The sequence below is a fragment of the Paenibacillus ginsengarvi genome, from assembly GCF_003626695.1.
GTDB lineage: Bacteria > Bacillota > Bacilli > Paenibacillales > NBRC-103111 > Paenibacillus_AB > Paenibacillus_AB ginsengarvi.
In genome coordinates this window covers 1-15,997 of sequence record NZ_RBAH01000023.1, presented here as the reverse complement: position 1 = coordinate 15,997, position 15,997 = coordinate 1, and the positions used below count along the sequence as shown (strand labels likewise).

The window sequence follows — 15,997 nt, the reverse complement described above, 5'->3', positions numbered from 1 at the left end:
GGGCTTATTATGTTTTCGAGGAAACGGCCGATTGAGGAAATTCCCGAGCAGTTGACCGCCATATGGCAATGTACGAAAGACGATTGTAACGGCTGGATGAGGGAGGACTTCACGCTGGAGTCTGAACCTACTTGCCGGCAATGCACGTCGCCGATGGAGCGAAATACGAGAATGCTCCCCCTGCTCACCGGAACGTTTAAGCCAAATCAGTAAAATAAGGCCTGGCGGGCGCAAAAAAGCCGATCCCTGTTTATCAAGGATCGGCCTTTTGTTTTTCAACCAGCTTCCGGAATGTCAGCTCGGGTTCCCGTGCACACTATTCGTAACCAACTCGCGCAGTTCCGATTGAAGCGCCTCGTACTGCCGCTGCGTGAGGCTGCCGCTCTTGTAGCGCATTTCAAGCTGCTCCGTTAGCTGAGCGATCTGCAGCTCGATGACGGGTTGTACCTCTTTATGATTCGAGGCGGCGATATCGGCCAGACTTTGTCCGTTATATAGCGCATCATGCACTTCTTCGTCAGAGGTAACGCCGAGCATCATATGGAATTCGTCCTGTGCGGTCATATTGGACGTCTTGCCAAGCGGGCATGGATTCGAATGGGCGGCGTATGTTTTGTCGTCTTGCATCATGGAGCCGAGCGAAATGACTAGCGCCATCGTGCTGATCAGGATGAGTTGCTTCGGGTTCATGGAATCATCCTCTTCTCGGAAAAATCGTTCTCTTCTATATAGACGAAATAGGCGCAATTAAGTTACAACAAATTTGGGCGTGCAAAGCAATCGCCTTTTTTGGGTCTTGCAATGATGGAGAGAATGGTGTATATTTATCTTAAATTAAAGATAAACAAAATTAAGATTTCGCAATTGCAAATAGGAGGATGATTATAATGACAATTACCATGAGAACAGCGGGCATTCATCATATTACGGCGTTTGTATCGGACGCCCAGAGGAACGTCGATTTTTACGCGGGGGTTCTTGGCCTGAGGCTGGTGAAGAAGACGATTAATTTCGATGCCCCGGAAGTGTATCATTTGTACTTCGGCAACGAGATGGGCAGTCCGGGCACGGCCATCACGTTTTTCCCGTGGGCCGGCTCGCGCCGCGGCCGGATCGGCGGAGGGCAGGTCGGTTATACGGTATATGCCGTGCCGACAGGCTCGTTCGACTTTTGGCAAGAGCGGCTGCACAAGCTGAACATTTCGTTTGCGTTAGTTGAGCGGTTCGGCGAGACGTACATCCGGTTCGCCGATTGGGACGGTCTCGGTATCGAGCTGGTCGAACGGGAGCCGGGGGCGATGAGCAAATGGTCCTTCGGCGGCGTGCCCGTTGACAAAGCGATCAAAGGGTTTGGCGGTGCGGTGCTGAACAGCATAGCCCCCGACAAAACGGGACATTTGCTGGAGCATGTCATGGGACTTGAGCGGGTAGCCGAGGAAGGCGAGCTCGTGCGCTTCCGGTCGACGGGCGATATCGGCAACGTGATCGATCTGAATCGGACCGCGATGGGCTGGGGGATCGGCGGAGCCGGCACAGTTCATCACATTGCCTGGCGGGCTAAGGACGAGGCGGATCACCGGGCTTGGCGGGAACATGTGCTGGGCAGCGGCTACCGCGTGACTCCGGTTATCGATCGGCAATACTTCAACGCCGTTTATTTTCGCGAGGAAGGCGGCATCCTGTTCGAGATCGCTTCGGATACGCCGGGCTTCGATAACGACGAGCCGTTCGAGGCGCTCGGACAGAAGCTGATGCTGCCGAGCTGGCTGGAGGAACGCCGTGCCGAAGTGGTACGGGGCTTACCGCCGATCGAAGTAAGAGTATTGGAGGGAGATACGCCATGATTCACCTGTTCGAGCAAGGAGCCGACCGGGGCGCGCCGACTTTGCTGCTGCTGCATGGGACGGGAGGAACGGAGCGCGATCTGCTGCCGCTTGCCCAGGCCGTATCGCCGGGCTCATCTGTACTCAGCGTTCGCGGAAACGTGCTGGAGCGCGGTATGCCGCGTTTTTTCCGCAGACTTGCTGAAGGGGTTTTCGATGAAGCGGATCTCGTCTTCCGGACGAAGGAGCTGTACGACTTTATAGCCGAAGCTGCGGCGAGGTATGGGTTCGATCGCAATCATGTAGTGGCTATCGGTTATTCGAACGGTGCGAACATCGCGGGCAGCCTGCTTTTCCATTATAAAGGTGCGCTGAAAGGAGCGATCCTGCATCATCCGATGGTGCCCCTTCGTGGCATCCCGCTGCCGGAGCTGACGGGAACGCCCGTATTTATCGGCGCGGGAACGAACGATCCGATCTGTTCACCGCAGGAAACGGAAGAACTGTCCGGTCTGCTGCAAGGGGCGGGAGCGAAAGTGGATGTTCATTGGGAGCACCGCGGCCATCAGTTGACAGGCTCGGAGGTTCAGGCGGCGGCAGACTGGTTCGGACGGCAGTTCGCAGCGAAAGGGTAACGAGGTTAAAGAATAAGAGGAATGCGCTAACAGAAGGACCGTCAAGTGACGGTCCTTTTGCGTGCTTCCAGTACAAATTTTGCGCACTATTTTGCACTGTTTTTTGAAGCGCTTTCTTCTACTATGGAAGAAAAGGCAGAGCCGGGAGGTGAGCTTTCATTCGCCGGGGAGATCCAGCAGGCTCGATACGAGAAACGGGTTGGACGACAGCGCAGCGACGCTGGAGCCGCCCCTAGGCATCGATTCTTCTGGTGCAAATCGCTATTGCAAAATGAAAAAGACGGTGGTACAATAAATTTCGACTAAATGACCGAAAATGAATTTTGGTCAGTCCGTCGGAGGTGATGGAATGACGGTTGATCGGCGCAAGATGATCGTGGAGGCAGCAGCGAAGTCGTTCGCCTTGTTCGGCTACAAAGCGACCACGATGGATCAGGTGGCCAAAATCGCGGGAGTGGGCAAAGGAACGATCTATACGTTTTTTGCCAATAAGGAAGAGCTGTTCCAGGACATTATGGCAAAGCTCATCCACGAGATGAAGCTCGTTGCCGAAGAGGTCGTTGACCCGAGTCGCAACTTTTTCGATAATCTGCATCAAGCGCTCGACCGGCTGCTCGATTTCCGCGAGGAGCACGAGCTCGCCATCAAGCTGGCTCAGGAAGTGAAAGAGATCGGCACGCAGATGGCGCAGGAAGGCATTCAGCAGATCGAGAAGGCGGTTGTCGGTTATATTCAGCAGCAAGTGCAGCGGGCGATGGATAAAGGCGAGATCAAGCGCTGCGATCCGGAAATGACGGCGTTCGTCATGCTCAAGCTGTATATGGCGCTGGCCGCCGATTGGAAGAAGACGCACGAGCCGCTGGAGAAAGGGCAAGTCGCCGAGCTGCTGCGCTTTTATTTGCAGGGAGGGTTGGCTCCGGTTTGACCGGAAGCCGTTTTTTTCTCCGAAAATTGACCAAATGACCATAGTGGTCATTAAGTTTAGAGGAGTGAAACATGTATGTTTAAAGGAATCAGGCAGTTTGGCAAAGAGCTGGCCGCCATCGGCCGCAATCATAAGGTGCTGATCCCGGTCATCGCGGTCATTATGGTGCCGGTGCTGTATGCGGCGATGTTTCTCGGCGCGTTCTGGGACCCGTACGGCCGTCTGGACGATCTGCCGGTAGCGATCGTGAATCGGGACAAAGGCGCCGAGTTTAGCGGCAAGACGCTTAAGATCGGCAGCGACTTCGAGCAGCAGCTTAAAGAGAACAAGCAGTTCGATTGGCGCTTCGTCAGTCAGGAGGAGGCTACCGAAGGCCTCAAAAACAATACGTATTACATGGCGATCGAGATTCCGGAAGACTTCTCGGAGAAAACGACGACGCTGACGACCGATCATCCGGCGCCGGCGAAGCTGACGTTCCTTCCGAACGAAAGCTATAACTTTCTGGCTTCGCAAATCGGCAATACAGCCGTAGAGAAAATGAAGGCGATGTTGAACAAGGAAGTAACGGAAGCTTATGCGAGAACGGTATTCGGGCAAATGGAGCAGCTTGCGGACGGACTCGGCAAGGCGAGCGACGGAGCGGGCCAGCTTGCGGACGGCACGTCCAAAGCGAAGGACGGAGCGCAGCAGATCGAGCAGAACCTGCAAAAGCTGGCGAGCGGCTCGCTCTCGCTGCAGGAAGGCGTTAGCCAGCTGGCTGCCGGCGGCGGTCAGCTGAATCAAGGCGCAGCCGGTCTGAACGCCGGTGCAGCCAATCTGGCCGACGGCTTGGCGAAGCTGAGCGCGGCGCAGCAGGAGCTTGGCGCCGGAGCGTCCGAGCTCGGCAGCGGAGCCGCTTCGCTGGGAGCGGGCGCAAGCAGCCTGGGCGGCGGGCTCGCGCAGCTCGCGGACGGCAGCGACAAGCTCGCGGTCAGCTCCGGGCAAGCGGAGCAAGCGGCGGGCCGGATCGCGGACGGGCTCGGCCAGTCGGCCGCCGGCGCAGCCAAGCTGGAGCAAGGCGCGGCGCAGCTGTCGCAAGGGCTGGAGCAGCTCGCCGCAGCGAATGCGCAGCTGGCGCAGGATGCGAGCTTCCAGAAGCTGCTCGCTTCGAGCAAGCAGCTGGCAGCGGGCGCGGCCGAGGCGAACAAGGCGCAGCAGCAGCTTAGCGAAGGCGCAAAGCAGCTGCACGGCGGCACGGCGCAGCTGAAAGACGGCTTGAGCACGTTCGGCGGCAAAGTGAAGGAAGCCGAGGCCGGAGCGCAGCAAGTGGCGGCCGGGGGCCAGAAGCTTACCGCAGGAGCGGAGCAATTCAACGCCGGCATGACCCAGTTCGGCGGCAAGCTGGCCGAAGCAAAGGCAGGCGGAGCGGAGCTGGCGGCCGGAGCGAAGCAGCTTAGCAGCGGAGCCGCCGATCTGAATCAGGGACTCGGCAAGCTGAAAGGAAGCGTGGCACCTTTCGTCGACGGAACGGCGCAGCTCGAAGACGGAGCGAAGCAGGTTGCCGCAGGACTGCTGCAGCTGGATGACGGCTCGCACGAGCTGTCGGGCAAGCTGAGCGACGCATCGACGAAAACATCGGGGCTGAAAGCGTCGGATTCAACGTACGATATGTTTACCGGACCGATCGAGCTTGACGTGCAGCGGGTCAATGAAGTGCCGAATTACGGCACGGGCTTTGCTCCTTATTTCTTGTCGCTTGGCCTTTATGTCGGCGCTTTGCTGCTGACGATCGTTTATTCGGTACGGGAGCCCGCAGAGCGTCCGACCAGCGGATGGAGCTGGTTCTGGAGCAAGGCGCTGACGCTATCGCTGGTCGGGGTCGTTCAGGCGCTCGTCGCCGATGCGGTGCTGCTGTACGGGCTTGACCTCGAAGTGAAGAGTGTTCCGCTGTTCGTGCTGTTCTCGGTGCTGACCAGCGTTACGTTCATGATGCTGATTCAATTTCTTGTCACGGTGCTGCAAAACCCGGGCCGCTTCATTGCGATCGTCGTGCTCATTTTCCAATTGACGAGCTCGGCCGGAACGTTCCCGCTGGAACTGATTCCGTCGTGGCTGCAAAAGGTAACGCCATGGATGCCGATGACATACTCGGTATCGGGCTTCAAGGACGTCATCTCGAGCGGAGATTTCGGCGCCATGTGGACCAGCGCCGGGGTGCTGGCGGTTATCGCCGTCCTGTTCGCAGCACTGACCTATGTGTTCTTCACCGCAAGCCATCGGAAACTGAAGCTGGCCGATCAACCGAACCCGGTGACGGCGGCGTAAGTCCGGCGCAGCCGGCCAGAGTTCCTGTTCGATCAGGAGCATTGGCCGGCTGTTTGTTTTTGCATAAGAACCCGGCAACCTACAAAAGCTACCTCTACCTCGAATGTGCTGCTAACGAAGGAGGCGGATGGGATGAACGACGGAGGAGGGCGGAGGCTGCGGCTGCCAGCGCTGCTGCTTACGCTGACGGTGCTCGCGACTATAGTCGGCTGCGGCCAGGGCAAGACACTGAAGGTTGGCATGGCGAGCGATTTTCGCCCGTTTACGTATACGGAGAACGGAACGAATAAAGGGTTTGAAGTGGAGCTGTGGGATGCGATCGCCCAGAAAGGCGGAATCCGCTACGAACTCGTGCCGATGGAATCCAAAGAGCTTGTTTCAGCTTTGAAGGCGGATAAGGTTGATCTGGTCATCGCCGGGATGACAGTGAACAAGGCGCGGAAGGACGAGTTGGCGTTTTCGGACCCTTATTTTCAAACCGGACTCGTTATGGCGACCGCCGTCCATAATACCGACATCAAGAGTAAGGAAGATTTGTCCGGCAAGACTGTAGGAACGGAGCTGGACACGACCGGATACACGTATGCCGGCAAGCTGCCGAAGCTGAAGGAGCTTCGCGGCTACCCGACGATTAACGGGGCGTTCGCCGCTTTGAACGCTGGGGAAGTGGACTGCATCATTTTCGACGAGCGCGGAGCTCACAACTACGTGCAGAATGAAGGCAAGGACAAGGTGAAAATCGTCGGAGACGTGCTGAACAAGGAAACTTATGCGATCGCCGCCAAGAAGCGAAATGTGCATATCGGCAAAGTGAACAGCGCCATCGAGCAGGTAGCCGGAAACGGCACTTACGACAGCTTGTACATCAAATGGTTCGGCAGCAAGCCGCAGAAGCTGCCCGGCAAGTAATGACGACAGTGTCAGCCTAAAGAGAAGAGGACGGAAGATTCGGCTCGTAAACGAGTTCTTCGAAAAGCCCGGCGGCGGAAAATCCCGTTTGCCGGGTTATTTTCGTTGTTCCTCCTATTTATTATATATGATATAGTAAATATGATGTTGAAACCGTGAAGCGAAAGCGGGAGGTTTGTATGGGAGAGCGTAACTACGAATTCCGAAACCGGCTGGACGTTGTACATAAGCCGAACCGGCGCGATCCGGCGCTTCGGCCCGAGCCGGACGATTGCGTGATAGGCGAAGACTGGTTTATCGCGATCAGCGAGAGCGCCGGTCCCCATCTGGTTCATGTCGCCAAAGATCTGCAGGATTATTTGCTCGAGAGCATGAACTGTTCGGTGCTGCTGCGCCGGACGGCGGACATCGGGGAGCTGGCGCGAAGCGGAAAGCAGGTCATCGTGCTGGGCGTCAAGGAAGAGCTGCCCGAATACGCTGACTCCCTGAGCAAGCCGCGCAGCTACCGGATCGCCGCAGGCGAGGACGCGATCGTCGTATGCGGGTTCGACGAAAGAGGCGCCGGGCAAGGCAGCTTTTTCCTCGAGGACCTGATGAATTTGCGCGAGGCTCCGTTCGTAACGCGTCAAAATACGGTACGGGAGCCGGTCTTCTCGCCGCGCATGATCCATTCCGGCTGGGGGCTCGACGTTTATCCCGACGCGCACCTGAATGCGATGGCGCACGCCGGCATCGACGCCATCCTCGTATTCGTCAAAGGCATCGACGAAACGCCGTTCGGCTACCTCGATTTCAATCATGTGATCGACCGTGCTGCGCTGCACGGACTCGACGTGTATATGTACAGCTATTTGCAGAGCAAAAAACACCCGGAGGATCCGGATGCGGAAGCCTATTATGAGAGCACGTACGGTCATATTATGGAGAAATATTCGCGGTTCAAGGGCATTGTGTTCGTCGGCGAATCTTGCGAATTTCCTAGCAAGGACCCGAACACGACGGGCATGCTGCGGCTGGAATGGCCGGCGGACAAGAAGCGAACGAAGCCGTCTCCGGGCTGGTGGCCGTGCACCGACTATCCGCAGTGGCTGGACATGATCAAGAAGGTGACGCGAAAGCATAATCCCGAGCTCGATATTGTATTCTGGACGTACAATTGGGGTTATGTCCGCGAGGAAGAGAGGCTGCGCCTCATTCGTTCGCTCCCGACCGATATTTCGCTGATGGCTACGTTTGAGATGTTCGAGAAATTCGAACGGGACGGCGTCGTCCATACGTGCGTCGATTATACGGCATCGTTCGAAGGCCCCGGGCGCTACTTCGCCAGCGAGGCGAAAGCCGCCCATGAGAGGGGCATAACGCTGTACACGATGGCGAACACGGGCGGAACGACGTGGGACATCGGCGTTATCCCCTACGAGCCGATTCCGTACCAGTGGGCGAGACGGCACGCGGGGCTGCTGCAAGGTCACCGCGATTGGGGCTTGAACGGACTGATGGAGTCGCATCACTTCGGCTGGTGGCCGTCATTCGTCAGCGATCTGGCCAAATGGGCGTACTGGACGCCGACTCCTCCGTCCGAGGAAACGTTCGTGGCTGTGGCGAGGCGCGACTTCAGCGCGGACGCCGCCGAGCACGCGCTGGAAGCGTGGCGGCTCTGGAGCGAGGGCATTCGCTACTATATCCCGACCAATTACGATCAGTACGGCCCGTTCCGGATCGGCCCGTCGTACCCGCTGCTGTTTCGCGAAGTTTCTCATGTTCCGCAGGCATGGTACGCCCATTTCGGCAGCAAGTTACGCATCATTAACCCGGTTTACAATCCGATCAACGATCATCCGGACTATTTGCGCCTGGACGTGGAGATCGCCAATCTGCGGCAGATGGCCGAGCTGTGGAAGCAAGGCAACGAGGCGCTCGAGCGGGCAATCGCGCTGACGCCTGCGCGCAAGCATGAGGATGCGAACAGGCTGCTTGGCTTGAACCGGTTTATCGAGCGGACGGTGCATACGGTCATTCATACGAAGCTGTGGTGGAAGCTGAAGCATCGTCTACTGGCCGAAGCGAATGCGGAAGCGGCGGCCGAGCTTGCAAGCCGGATGGCGGAGGTAGCCGAGCTGGAGATCGCCAACGCGGCAGCGACGATTCCTCTTACGGAAGCGGATTCCCGTCTCGGCTGGGAGCCTTCGATGGAATATATGACCGACCCCGAGCATTTGCGCTGGAAAATAGCCCAGGTGCGCGAGGTGCTGGACAAGGAACTGCCGGCGTATATCGAATCGCTCGGCAGCGGCGACAAAGCTGTGCAAGCTTAGTAAACAACCGCTCGCTCAGCACCGATTGAACAGGGCGATTGCGTCTTTGCAGCACCCCAGGCTGGGTCCGCTTTTATGCGGCCCGGCCTGTTTGTTGCGGATGCCGCGAACACTGCTTTTTGTCATCTCGCTCTGGGAATGATGAAGGCTTTGTCCGACTTCTCGAAGCCGATACGCGGATAATAGTCGATTGCGCCGGGCGCGGACAACAGCACGAGCGACACTTGATCGCCCAGCCGGTCGCGCAGCAGCCGTACGAGCTCGGCTCCGATGCCTTGTCGCTGATAATCCGCATCTACAGCCAGATCGGATAAATAACAGCAGTAGGCAAAATCCGTAATCGCCCGAGCCAGGCCGACGAGCTTCTCCCCGTCCCATGCCGTAATCGTCAAGTCGGCACAATCGATCATGCGCGAAAGCCGGTCCAGATCGTCATACGGCCGCTTGATGCCCGATTTGCGGAATACGGCCGATAGTTCCTCCGCGCGCAGCGGCGCATCGTATTCGTAGCGAATATCCATAGGTATTCCTCCCTGGTTAGTACGTTTCCTTTCTTTGTACCACAGCCTGCGTTTCCTGTAAAAAGTTTTCTCTTCGAAGTTGCCGTACCGTGAACCAGCTTCGCTCACACGGTCTGTTTGCCTGCGTCGCTACTTGTCCGCCCGAGCCAATCCTTGTATGCTGGATCTAAAACGTTCAGCGGTCGTTCAGCGAGCATTCAGAATGGTTTAAGCAACGCACACGATAATAAGGATAATAAGGATAAGACAGATCCGTTCGGAGGGGTGCGCATGAATCAGTTAAAAGGAATCAAAATTTTGCTCGTCGACGACGAACCGAATATATTGCAATTTTTGGAGCTCGGGCTGCTTAACGAAGGCTTCGAGGTACAGACCGCTCCGGACGGGATGACGGCGATTACACTGGCGAAGCAATTCCAGCCGCATATCGTCATTCTGGATGTCATGATGCCCGGCATGGACGGTTTCGAGGTGTGCCGGCTGCTGAAGAAGACGGAGAATGTCGCGATCATTATGCTGACGGCCAAGGATGAGATCGACGATCGGGTCAAAGGGCTGACGCTCGGGGCGGACGACTACGTCGTCAAGCCGTTCAGCTTCGAGGAGCTGCTCGCGCGGATTCATGCCCGCATTCGCAATCAGTTTCCGAACCTGCTGGGGGAAGTGGCGATCGGACCGTTCCGCATCGACGACAGGCGTAAAGAGATCGGCTACGGCGACCGGGTGCTGGAGCTGTCGCCGACCGAGTACGAATTGCTCAAATTTATGGTCATCAATCACGGGCTCGTGCTGAGCAAAAGCGTCATTCTGGATAAGGTATGGGGCTACGACTTCGGCGGGGAAGAGAATATCGTGGAAGTATACATCCGTTCGCTTAGAGACAAGCTGCGCGACAAGGAGCACCGCATTATCCGCACGCTGCGCGGGGCGGGCTACCGGGTTGATGCGACATGAAATGGCGGTTCCGCTTGCCTGCCGTCCTGACGCCGCGTTCGCTCGGGTTTCAACTGCTGTCCCGTTCTCTGCTCGTCATTGCTGTCATCCTGCTGTTCATCGGCATTTTGCAATATGTGGTCATGCGCGAGTTTTTGTTTACGAACAAAGCGGAAACGATGCAGAACCAGTTGGTAACCATGCCGAGGGATATTTTCGTCAACGTCGATTCCGAGGGCGGCAACTCGCGACTGCGCGGCCCGCTGTTTTTTTTGCCGGATATGACGCTGGCGTTCGCCGATCCATCGGGCAATGTGAGCAATTTGACGACTTGGCCGGAAGCGCGGACACCGCCAACGCTGCCGCGGGACCAGTACGACGAGGTGATGAAGAAAAAGAAACGTCTGAACTATACGATCGCCCGTGACGAGCTGGGAACCGAACAGCTTGTCGTACTGCAGCCGATCGACATCCGGGGGCGAATGCTCGGCGTGGCCCAGCTCAGCACGAGCACGGCTCCGCTGCAAGAGGTGGCGCTGCGCCAGTTGCTGACCTTTCTGGCGCTTGCGCTGCTCGCGCTTCTGCTTGGCCTGCTGGCTTTCATCCCTGTGATTCGCCGGACGCTCGTGCCGCTGTCGACCATCGTCGAGACGGTCGGCCGAATCGATGCGGGAAGTCTGGACGAGAAGCTGCCGGTCCCGCAAGGCCAGCTCGAGATCGATCGTCTGGCCCACTCGCTCGAAGGGATGCTGGAGCGGCTCGACGCGTCATTCGCGGCGGAAAAAGAAGCGAAGGAGCAGATGCGGCGGTTTATTGCCGATGCATCACACGAGCTGCGAACGCCGCTTACGTCGATTCATGGCTTTCTTGAGGTGCTGCTGCGCGGAGCGATGCATCAGCCGAATCAGCTTCAGAAGGCGCTGACAAGCATGTATGGCGAGTCGGAGCGAATCAACAAGCTCGTAAACGATCTGCTGCTGCTTGCGAAGATGGACCGTGCGCCGAATATGGAGCTGCACGAGGGCGAGCTGGATGCGGTGGTGATCGAGATGGAGCCCCAACTGCGGCTGCTCGCCGGAAACCGGGAAGTTACGCTGCGGCTAGACGCTGCCAGATGCAAATTCAATTCCGACAAAATGAAGCAGGTCGTGCTGAACTTGTTCCACAACGCCGTCCAGCATACCGACCCTGAGCACGGACGCATTGCCATTACGCTGACTGCGGACCGGCAGCATGTCGAGCTTGCTGTTGCCGACAACGGAACGGGCATACCCGCCGAACATGTACCGCATATTTTCGACCGGTTTTACCGAAGTGAGTCGTCCCGTACCCGCAAATCCGGCGGAGCCGGGCTCGGCTTGTCGATTACAAAGCTGATCGTAGAGGCGATGAACGGTACGATTCGCGTAGAAAGCCGAACCGGTGAGGGGACAGTATTTTTCGTAAAGTTCCCGGCTATACCCTAAATAAACCGGCTTTGGCCGGGTTAACGAACCAGTAACGCAAAGACGGACAAAGGCGCAGAACCTTTTGTCGCTTTGCGTTTTTGGCGTTTGACCATACGGGCGCATCCATGCAGAACGGATAAAAAACGAGCCGTTTACAAACCATAATCGGGAAAATTTTTGTTTTTTTAGCCATATGACGATGTTTGGAGCTGGACCGTTTGCAGTCGAACGCCAAAATTTCCGTACTCACGATGTATATGATCCTGATGCTGTCCGTAGGCATTTCCAACCATGTGCTGCTTATCCCCGTGCTGCTTGAGACGGCGAAACGCGATGCGTGGATTGGAGCCACGGCCTCCTGCATCCCTGTCGTTATATGGATGTTGCTAATCCGCGTCATCGTGTCCAGAACCGGCAATCCATTCATTTTCGACTGGCTTTCCAGCAAATATGGAATAACGGTCCGCTACATTCTGCTCGCGATCGTACTCGTTTATTTGCTTTGCGCGGGTTTCGTTTCGTTTGCCGATACGGTGATGTGGACGAAAATTACGTATTTGCCGCGGACACCTAAGCCAGCCATCGCGCTGGTTCTGGTGCTTTTATGCTATTTCGCCGCCAGGGCGGGAATCCGGGCGATCGCCATCGTATCCGGTCTGCTTCTTCCCGGCGTCGTCGTGCTCGGCTATATAGTCGCTATCGGCAATTTGCAGTACAAGGACTATTCGCTGCTCACCCCGCTTTTTACGCAGGGTTATATGCCGGCGCTTCGGGCGCTCGCCTATACGTCAGGCGGCATATTCGAGCTGATCCTCATCGTGCTCCTCAAGCATCACGTGAAGTCGAAGATTCGGCTGCGGGGGCTGCTTATTATGGGATTTGTCGCAATCGGACTGACGCTTGGTCCGTTAACGGGCTCGATCGCCCTGTTTGGCCCGTTCGAGGCGGCGGAGCAGCGTTATCCCGCCTTCGAGCAATGGCGGATGCTAACGATGGGGAAGTTTATTTCCCACCTCGATTTTTTTTCGATTTATCAATGGATAGCCGGTTCGTTCATTCGCGTATCGCTCATGCTGTTTCTTGCTGTCGATATGCTCGGGATTCATAATCCAAACAAACGGGGTTATGTGCTCGTCGGGATAGCGGTGCTGATGCTGGTGGCAGCCTCGCTCCCTTTCAGCGACGTTACGCTTCTGTATGCACTCACGAAGTGGTACTTCCCGGGCATTTCCGGTCTGAACACGATACTCGGCATCGTGCTGCTCATATTGTCTCTGCTGCCTGCCGCAAGACGAAAAGGAGGGGAGCCAGGATGAACATTGCTCTGGAGGACATGAACGAACACAAGTTCAAGGAACTGTTCGCGCGGTCGCATGACATCGTCATCGAATCCGTCCGCTTCGGGCCGCGGGAAAGGGCGCATACGATCGTGCTTATGTACTGCACAGGCATGGCGGAATCGTCGCATATATCGAAAGTCGTTTTGCCTGGCTTGCTCGCGGTTATGGAACAGGCCGAGACCGTTACGCCGGAGATTCTCGGCACGAATAACTCGCTGCTGCTTCGGCGTGTGGACGAAACGGATTGGTACGAGCCGTTTTTGCTTCGCCTGTATACAGGAGATCTTGTGCTGTTTATCGAGTCGGCCGGTTTGCTGTACACGGCGAATACTTCAATGCCGCCGAACCGGCAGCCGGAGGAATCGAGCACGGAGGTTTCGGTCAAGGGCCCGAGGGACGCCTTTACGGAGGATTTGAAGACGAATGTGGCGCTCGTGCGCAAACGGCTGCTCACGCATTCGCTATGCTGCGAAATCGTAACGGTGGGAAAGCGAAGCCACACGTCTGTAGCGCTCTTGTATATCGACGATATCGCAAACCCCGATCTTGTGCAGAACGCCCGTTCGAAGCTGGACCGGGTCGATATCGACGGGTTGATCAGCAGCGGGCAGCTCGAGGAAGGCCTTACCGACAAAGGCTTCTCCTTGTTCCCGCTGCTCGAATATATCGGCCGGCCCGATTTTATTGTCGACAGCTTGCTCCGGGGTCGCATCAGCTTGATCGTGGACGGGTCGCCGATGGCGCTCGTGGCCCCGGCGAATCTGACGCTTATTCTGAAATCGCCGGAAGACGTCCATTTTCCGTCCTATTACGTCGCTATCGAACGTGTGCTGCGGCTTATCGGGCTTACGCTCGCCATCTGCTTTCCCGGCTTTTATATCGCGATTACGTCCTACAACTTCGATCAGATTCCATTTCCGCTGCTGGCGACGATCGCCTCGGTCCGCATCGGACTTCCGTTATCGGGACCGATGGACTTTTTCCTGATGCTCGGCTTGTTCGAGCTGCTCCGGGAGGCGGGCGTCCGGCTGCCCAAGCCGGTCGGGCAAACCGTAGCCGTCGTCGGCGGCCTGATCGTTGGAGATGCGGCGATCCGGGCGGGCATTACCAGTCCGGCCACCTTGGTTGCAGTGGCGATCTCGACGATGGCGATGTATACGCTTGTCAATCAGTCGCTCGCCGGCACCGTCACGCTGCTTCGCATTATGATCCTGATCGTATCGGCAGCGTTCGGCATATTCGGCTTTATCGTCTCCTTGATGGCCCTGGCACTGTATTTGTCCACGCTGGAGTCGTTCGGCGTTCCGTATATGGCCCCCATCTCTCCGCCATCGCTGCGAGACATTTATACTGCAGTGAAATACAAAGTCTCGAAAGTGGCGAAGCATCGACCGGCGTTTCTCGAGCCGACCGATGATACGAGACGGAAGGGAGGACCTTCTTGAGAAGAGTTGTGTATGCGCTTCTGGTTGGACTCGGATTATCGATTCTGCTCGCCGGCTGCTGGGATATTAAAGCGATCCAGGATACGAACTATATTACCGCCATCGGCTACGATTACAAGGACGGGCAATATGTTGTTTATGCCCAAATGATCGACTTTGCGAACGTGTCCAAACGCGAGGGAGGGAAGGCGGGCGAGCCTGCCTCCGTCTGGTCCGGACACGAAAGCGGCGGCACGGTGATCGAGGCGATGAACCGGCTGTACAAAACTTCGCAGCAGCGGGTGTTTTGGGGGCAGGTGTCGTCCATCGTTTTTACGGAAGAAGCGCTCAAAAAAGGAATGAGCGAGTTTTTGGACGGCCTGATCCGGTTCCGGGAAATGCGCTATACCCAGTGGATATACGGGACGAAAGAACCGATCGATCGCGTATTTATGATGCTGCCGTTCTTCAATCAGTCGCCGATCGGCTCGATTCTGCATCAGCCCGAGGACACGTACCGGCAAAGATCGTACATCCGCCCGCTTCGGCTGCAAAAAGCGGTATCGATCTTCCGCGAGCCGGGAGCCAGCCTGCTGCTCCCGTCGCTCGGCATTGCGGATAACACTTGGAAAATAAAAGGAAGAAATGACCCGAAGCTGATGGTTGACGGGATGTTTGCCGTCTCCAAGGATCAGCAGGCGGTTTGGTTTCCGGACGAAGACTTGATCGGGCTGCGTTGGATGGACCCAGGTACAAAGCGAAGCGACGTCATGCTCCGCAGCAGTGGAAAACCGGCCGTTTCCATATCGGTCGACAAGCCGAAGTCGAAGATTAAGGTGGATATAGGCAATAACGGGAAGCCGAACTTCTCAGTACGGGTTCGAGGTAAAATCTACGTCTCTGAAATGATTCAGCAGATGGACGAGCCTGAAATCGTGAGAACGGCGAACGAAACAATCGCTTCCGAAATAGAGCATACATTTGCTCGCGGGCTCGAGCGGGGCATCGATCTGTATATGTTCAATCATAGTCTGTATCGTAAACGATTCCAGAGCTGGAGCAAGCTGACGGATAGCGGCAAAACCCCGCTTTCCGATCTTCAGATGAGACTGCCTGAGGTGAAATTGAAACTGATCCATACCGGGATGTACAAAATCAAACAGCCGCAAAACGAATATTAGCTGGAATAACGGAGCGGCCATGCCAGGTGACTAAGGGGGACAAACGAGGCTGTGGGCCGCTGCTTTTTCCTATGTTTGGCGGGAAAGGTTGCTGAAGGAAATGCAGTTGAACAAAATACCCATTTTGTTAGGTTGGAGTAAAGACAGAATAGAACTATTATACGTGTTTTGGTACTTCTTGTCATTTAAAAAATCGACATATTTGGACAAAAATGCTTAAAGGGAAAATGATTCCA

General features: G+C 56.4%; 15 protein-coding genes. 13 read left to right on the top strand and 2 right to left on the bottom strand.

What is annotated here, in order from left to right; genetic code table 11:
- Positions 1–9: 9 nt before the first annotated feature.
- On the top strand, positions 10–213 hold the full coding sequence (locus D7M11_RS25795; protein ID WP_120750153.1) for a cold-shock protein: 204 nt from the start codon (positions 10–12) through the stop codon (positions 211–213).
- Positions 214–294: 81 nt separating this feature from the next.
- Here D7M11_RS25795 and D7M11_RS25790 read toward each other — a convergent pair whose 3' ends face one another.
- Positions 295–690 carry a hypothetical protein gene (locus D7M11_RS25790; protein WP_120750152.1) on the bottom strand — a complete coding sequence of 132 codons (396 nt, stop codon included), beginning with the start codon at positions 688–690 and terminating at the stop codon, positions 295–297.
- A gap of 203 nt (positions 691–893) precedes the next feature.
- Here D7M11_RS25790 and D7M11_RS25785 point away from each other — a divergent pair, with 203 nt between their 5' ends.
- The 7 genes from D7M11_RS25785 (at position 894) to D7M11_RS25755 (ending at position 8,914) form a co-directional block, all read left to right on the top strand.
- The gene (locus D7M11_RS25785) at positions 894–1,844 is read left to right on the top strand and encodes a ring-cleaving dioxygenase (protein ID WP_120750278.1); all 951 of its coding nucleotides are present in this window, start codon (positions 894–896) and stop codon (positions 1,842–1,844) included.
- A complete protein-coding gene (locus D7M11_RS25780; protein ID WP_120750151.1) occupies positions 1,841–2,458 on the top strand; it encodes an alpha/beta hydrolase in 618 nt (205 codons plus the stop codon). The genes D7M11_RS25785 and D7M11_RS25780 overlap by 4 nt, the downstream gene beginning before the upstream one ends.
- Positions 2,459–2,503: 45 nt before the next feature.
- Positions 2,504–2,764, top strand: a complete 261-nt coding sequence (locus D7M11_RS25775) for a hypothetical protein (protein WP_120750150.1) — start codon at positions 2,504–2,506, stop codon at positions 2,762–2,764.
- A gap of 43 nt (positions 2,765–2,807) precedes the next feature.
- Entirely contained in the window at positions 2,808–3,383 is a 576-nt protein-coding gene (locus D7M11_RS25770; protein ID WP_120750149.1) for a TetR/AcrR family transcriptional regulator, read from the top strand.
- A gap of 75 nt (positions 3,384–3,458) precedes the next feature.
- A complete protein-coding gene (locus D7M11_RS25765; protein WP_120750148.1) occupies positions 3,459–5,690 on the top strand; it encodes a YhgE/Pip domain-containing protein in 2,232 nt (743 codons plus the stop codon).
- A gap of 132 nt (positions 5,691–5,822) precedes the next feature.
- Positions 5,823–6,599, top strand: a complete 777-nt coding sequence (locus tag D7M11_RS25760) for a substrate-binding periplasmic protein (protein ID WP_120750147.1) — start codon at positions 5,823–5,825, stop codon at positions 6,597–6,599.
- Between the two features lie 179 nt (positions 6,600–6,778).
- Complete coding sequence (locus D7M11_RS25755) at positions 6,779–8,914, top strand: hypothetical protein (RefSeq protein ID WP_120750146.1); 2,136 nt, start codon at positions 6,779–6,781, stop codon at positions 8,912–8,914.
- A gap of 122 nt (positions 8,915–9,036) precedes the next feature.
- Here D7M11_RS25755 and D7M11_RS25750 read toward each other — a convergent pair whose 3' ends face one another.
- Positions 9,037–9,435 (bottom strand): GNAT family N-acetyltransferase, encoded by a 399-nt coding sequence (locus D7M11_RS25750; RefSeq protein WP_120750145.1) that lies wholly within the window; start codon positions 9,433–9,435, stop codon positions 9,037–9,039.
- Between the two features lie 270 nt (positions 9,436–9,705).
- On the opposite strand from D7M11_RS25750, the gene D7M11_RS25745 reads away from it, so the two are divergent.
- From D7M11_RS25745 to D7M11_RS25725, 5 genes are all read left to right on the top strand, one after another.
- Positions 9,706–10,389 carry a response regulator transcription factor gene (locus D7M11_RS25745; RefSeq protein ID WP_120750144.1) on the top strand — a complete coding sequence of 228 codons (684 nt, stop codon included), beginning with the start codon at positions 9,706–9,708 and terminating at the stop codon, positions 10,387–10,389.
- Positions 10,386–11,834, top strand: a complete 1,449-nt coding sequence (locus D7M11_RS25740) for a sensor histidine kinase (RefSeq protein WP_120750143.1) — start codon at positions 10,386–10,388, stop codon at positions 11,832–11,834. Before D7M11_RS25745 ends, D7M11_RS25740 begins: the two co-directional genes overlap by 4 nt.
- 185 nt (positions 11,835–12,019) lie before the next feature.
- Positions 12,020–13,132: an endospore germination permease gene (locus D7M11_RS25735; protein ID WP_193556282.1), complete on the top strand. Its 1,113-nt coding sequence runs from the start codon at positions 12,020–12,022 to the stop codon at positions 13,130–13,132.
- A complete protein-coding gene (locus D7M11_RS25730) occupies positions 13,129–14,601 on the top strand; it encodes a spore germination protein (RefSeq protein WP_120750141.1) in 1,473 nt (490 codons plus the stop codon). Before D7M11_RS25735 ends, D7M11_RS25730 begins: the two co-directional genes overlap by 4 nt.
- Entirely contained in the window at positions 14,598–15,761 is a 1,164-nt protein-coding gene (locus D7M11_RS25725; protein WP_120750140.1) for a Ger(x)C family spore germination protein, read from the top strand. Before D7M11_RS25730 ends, D7M11_RS25725 begins: the two co-directional genes overlap by 4 nt.
- Positions 15,762–15,997 lie beyond the last annotated feature (236 nt).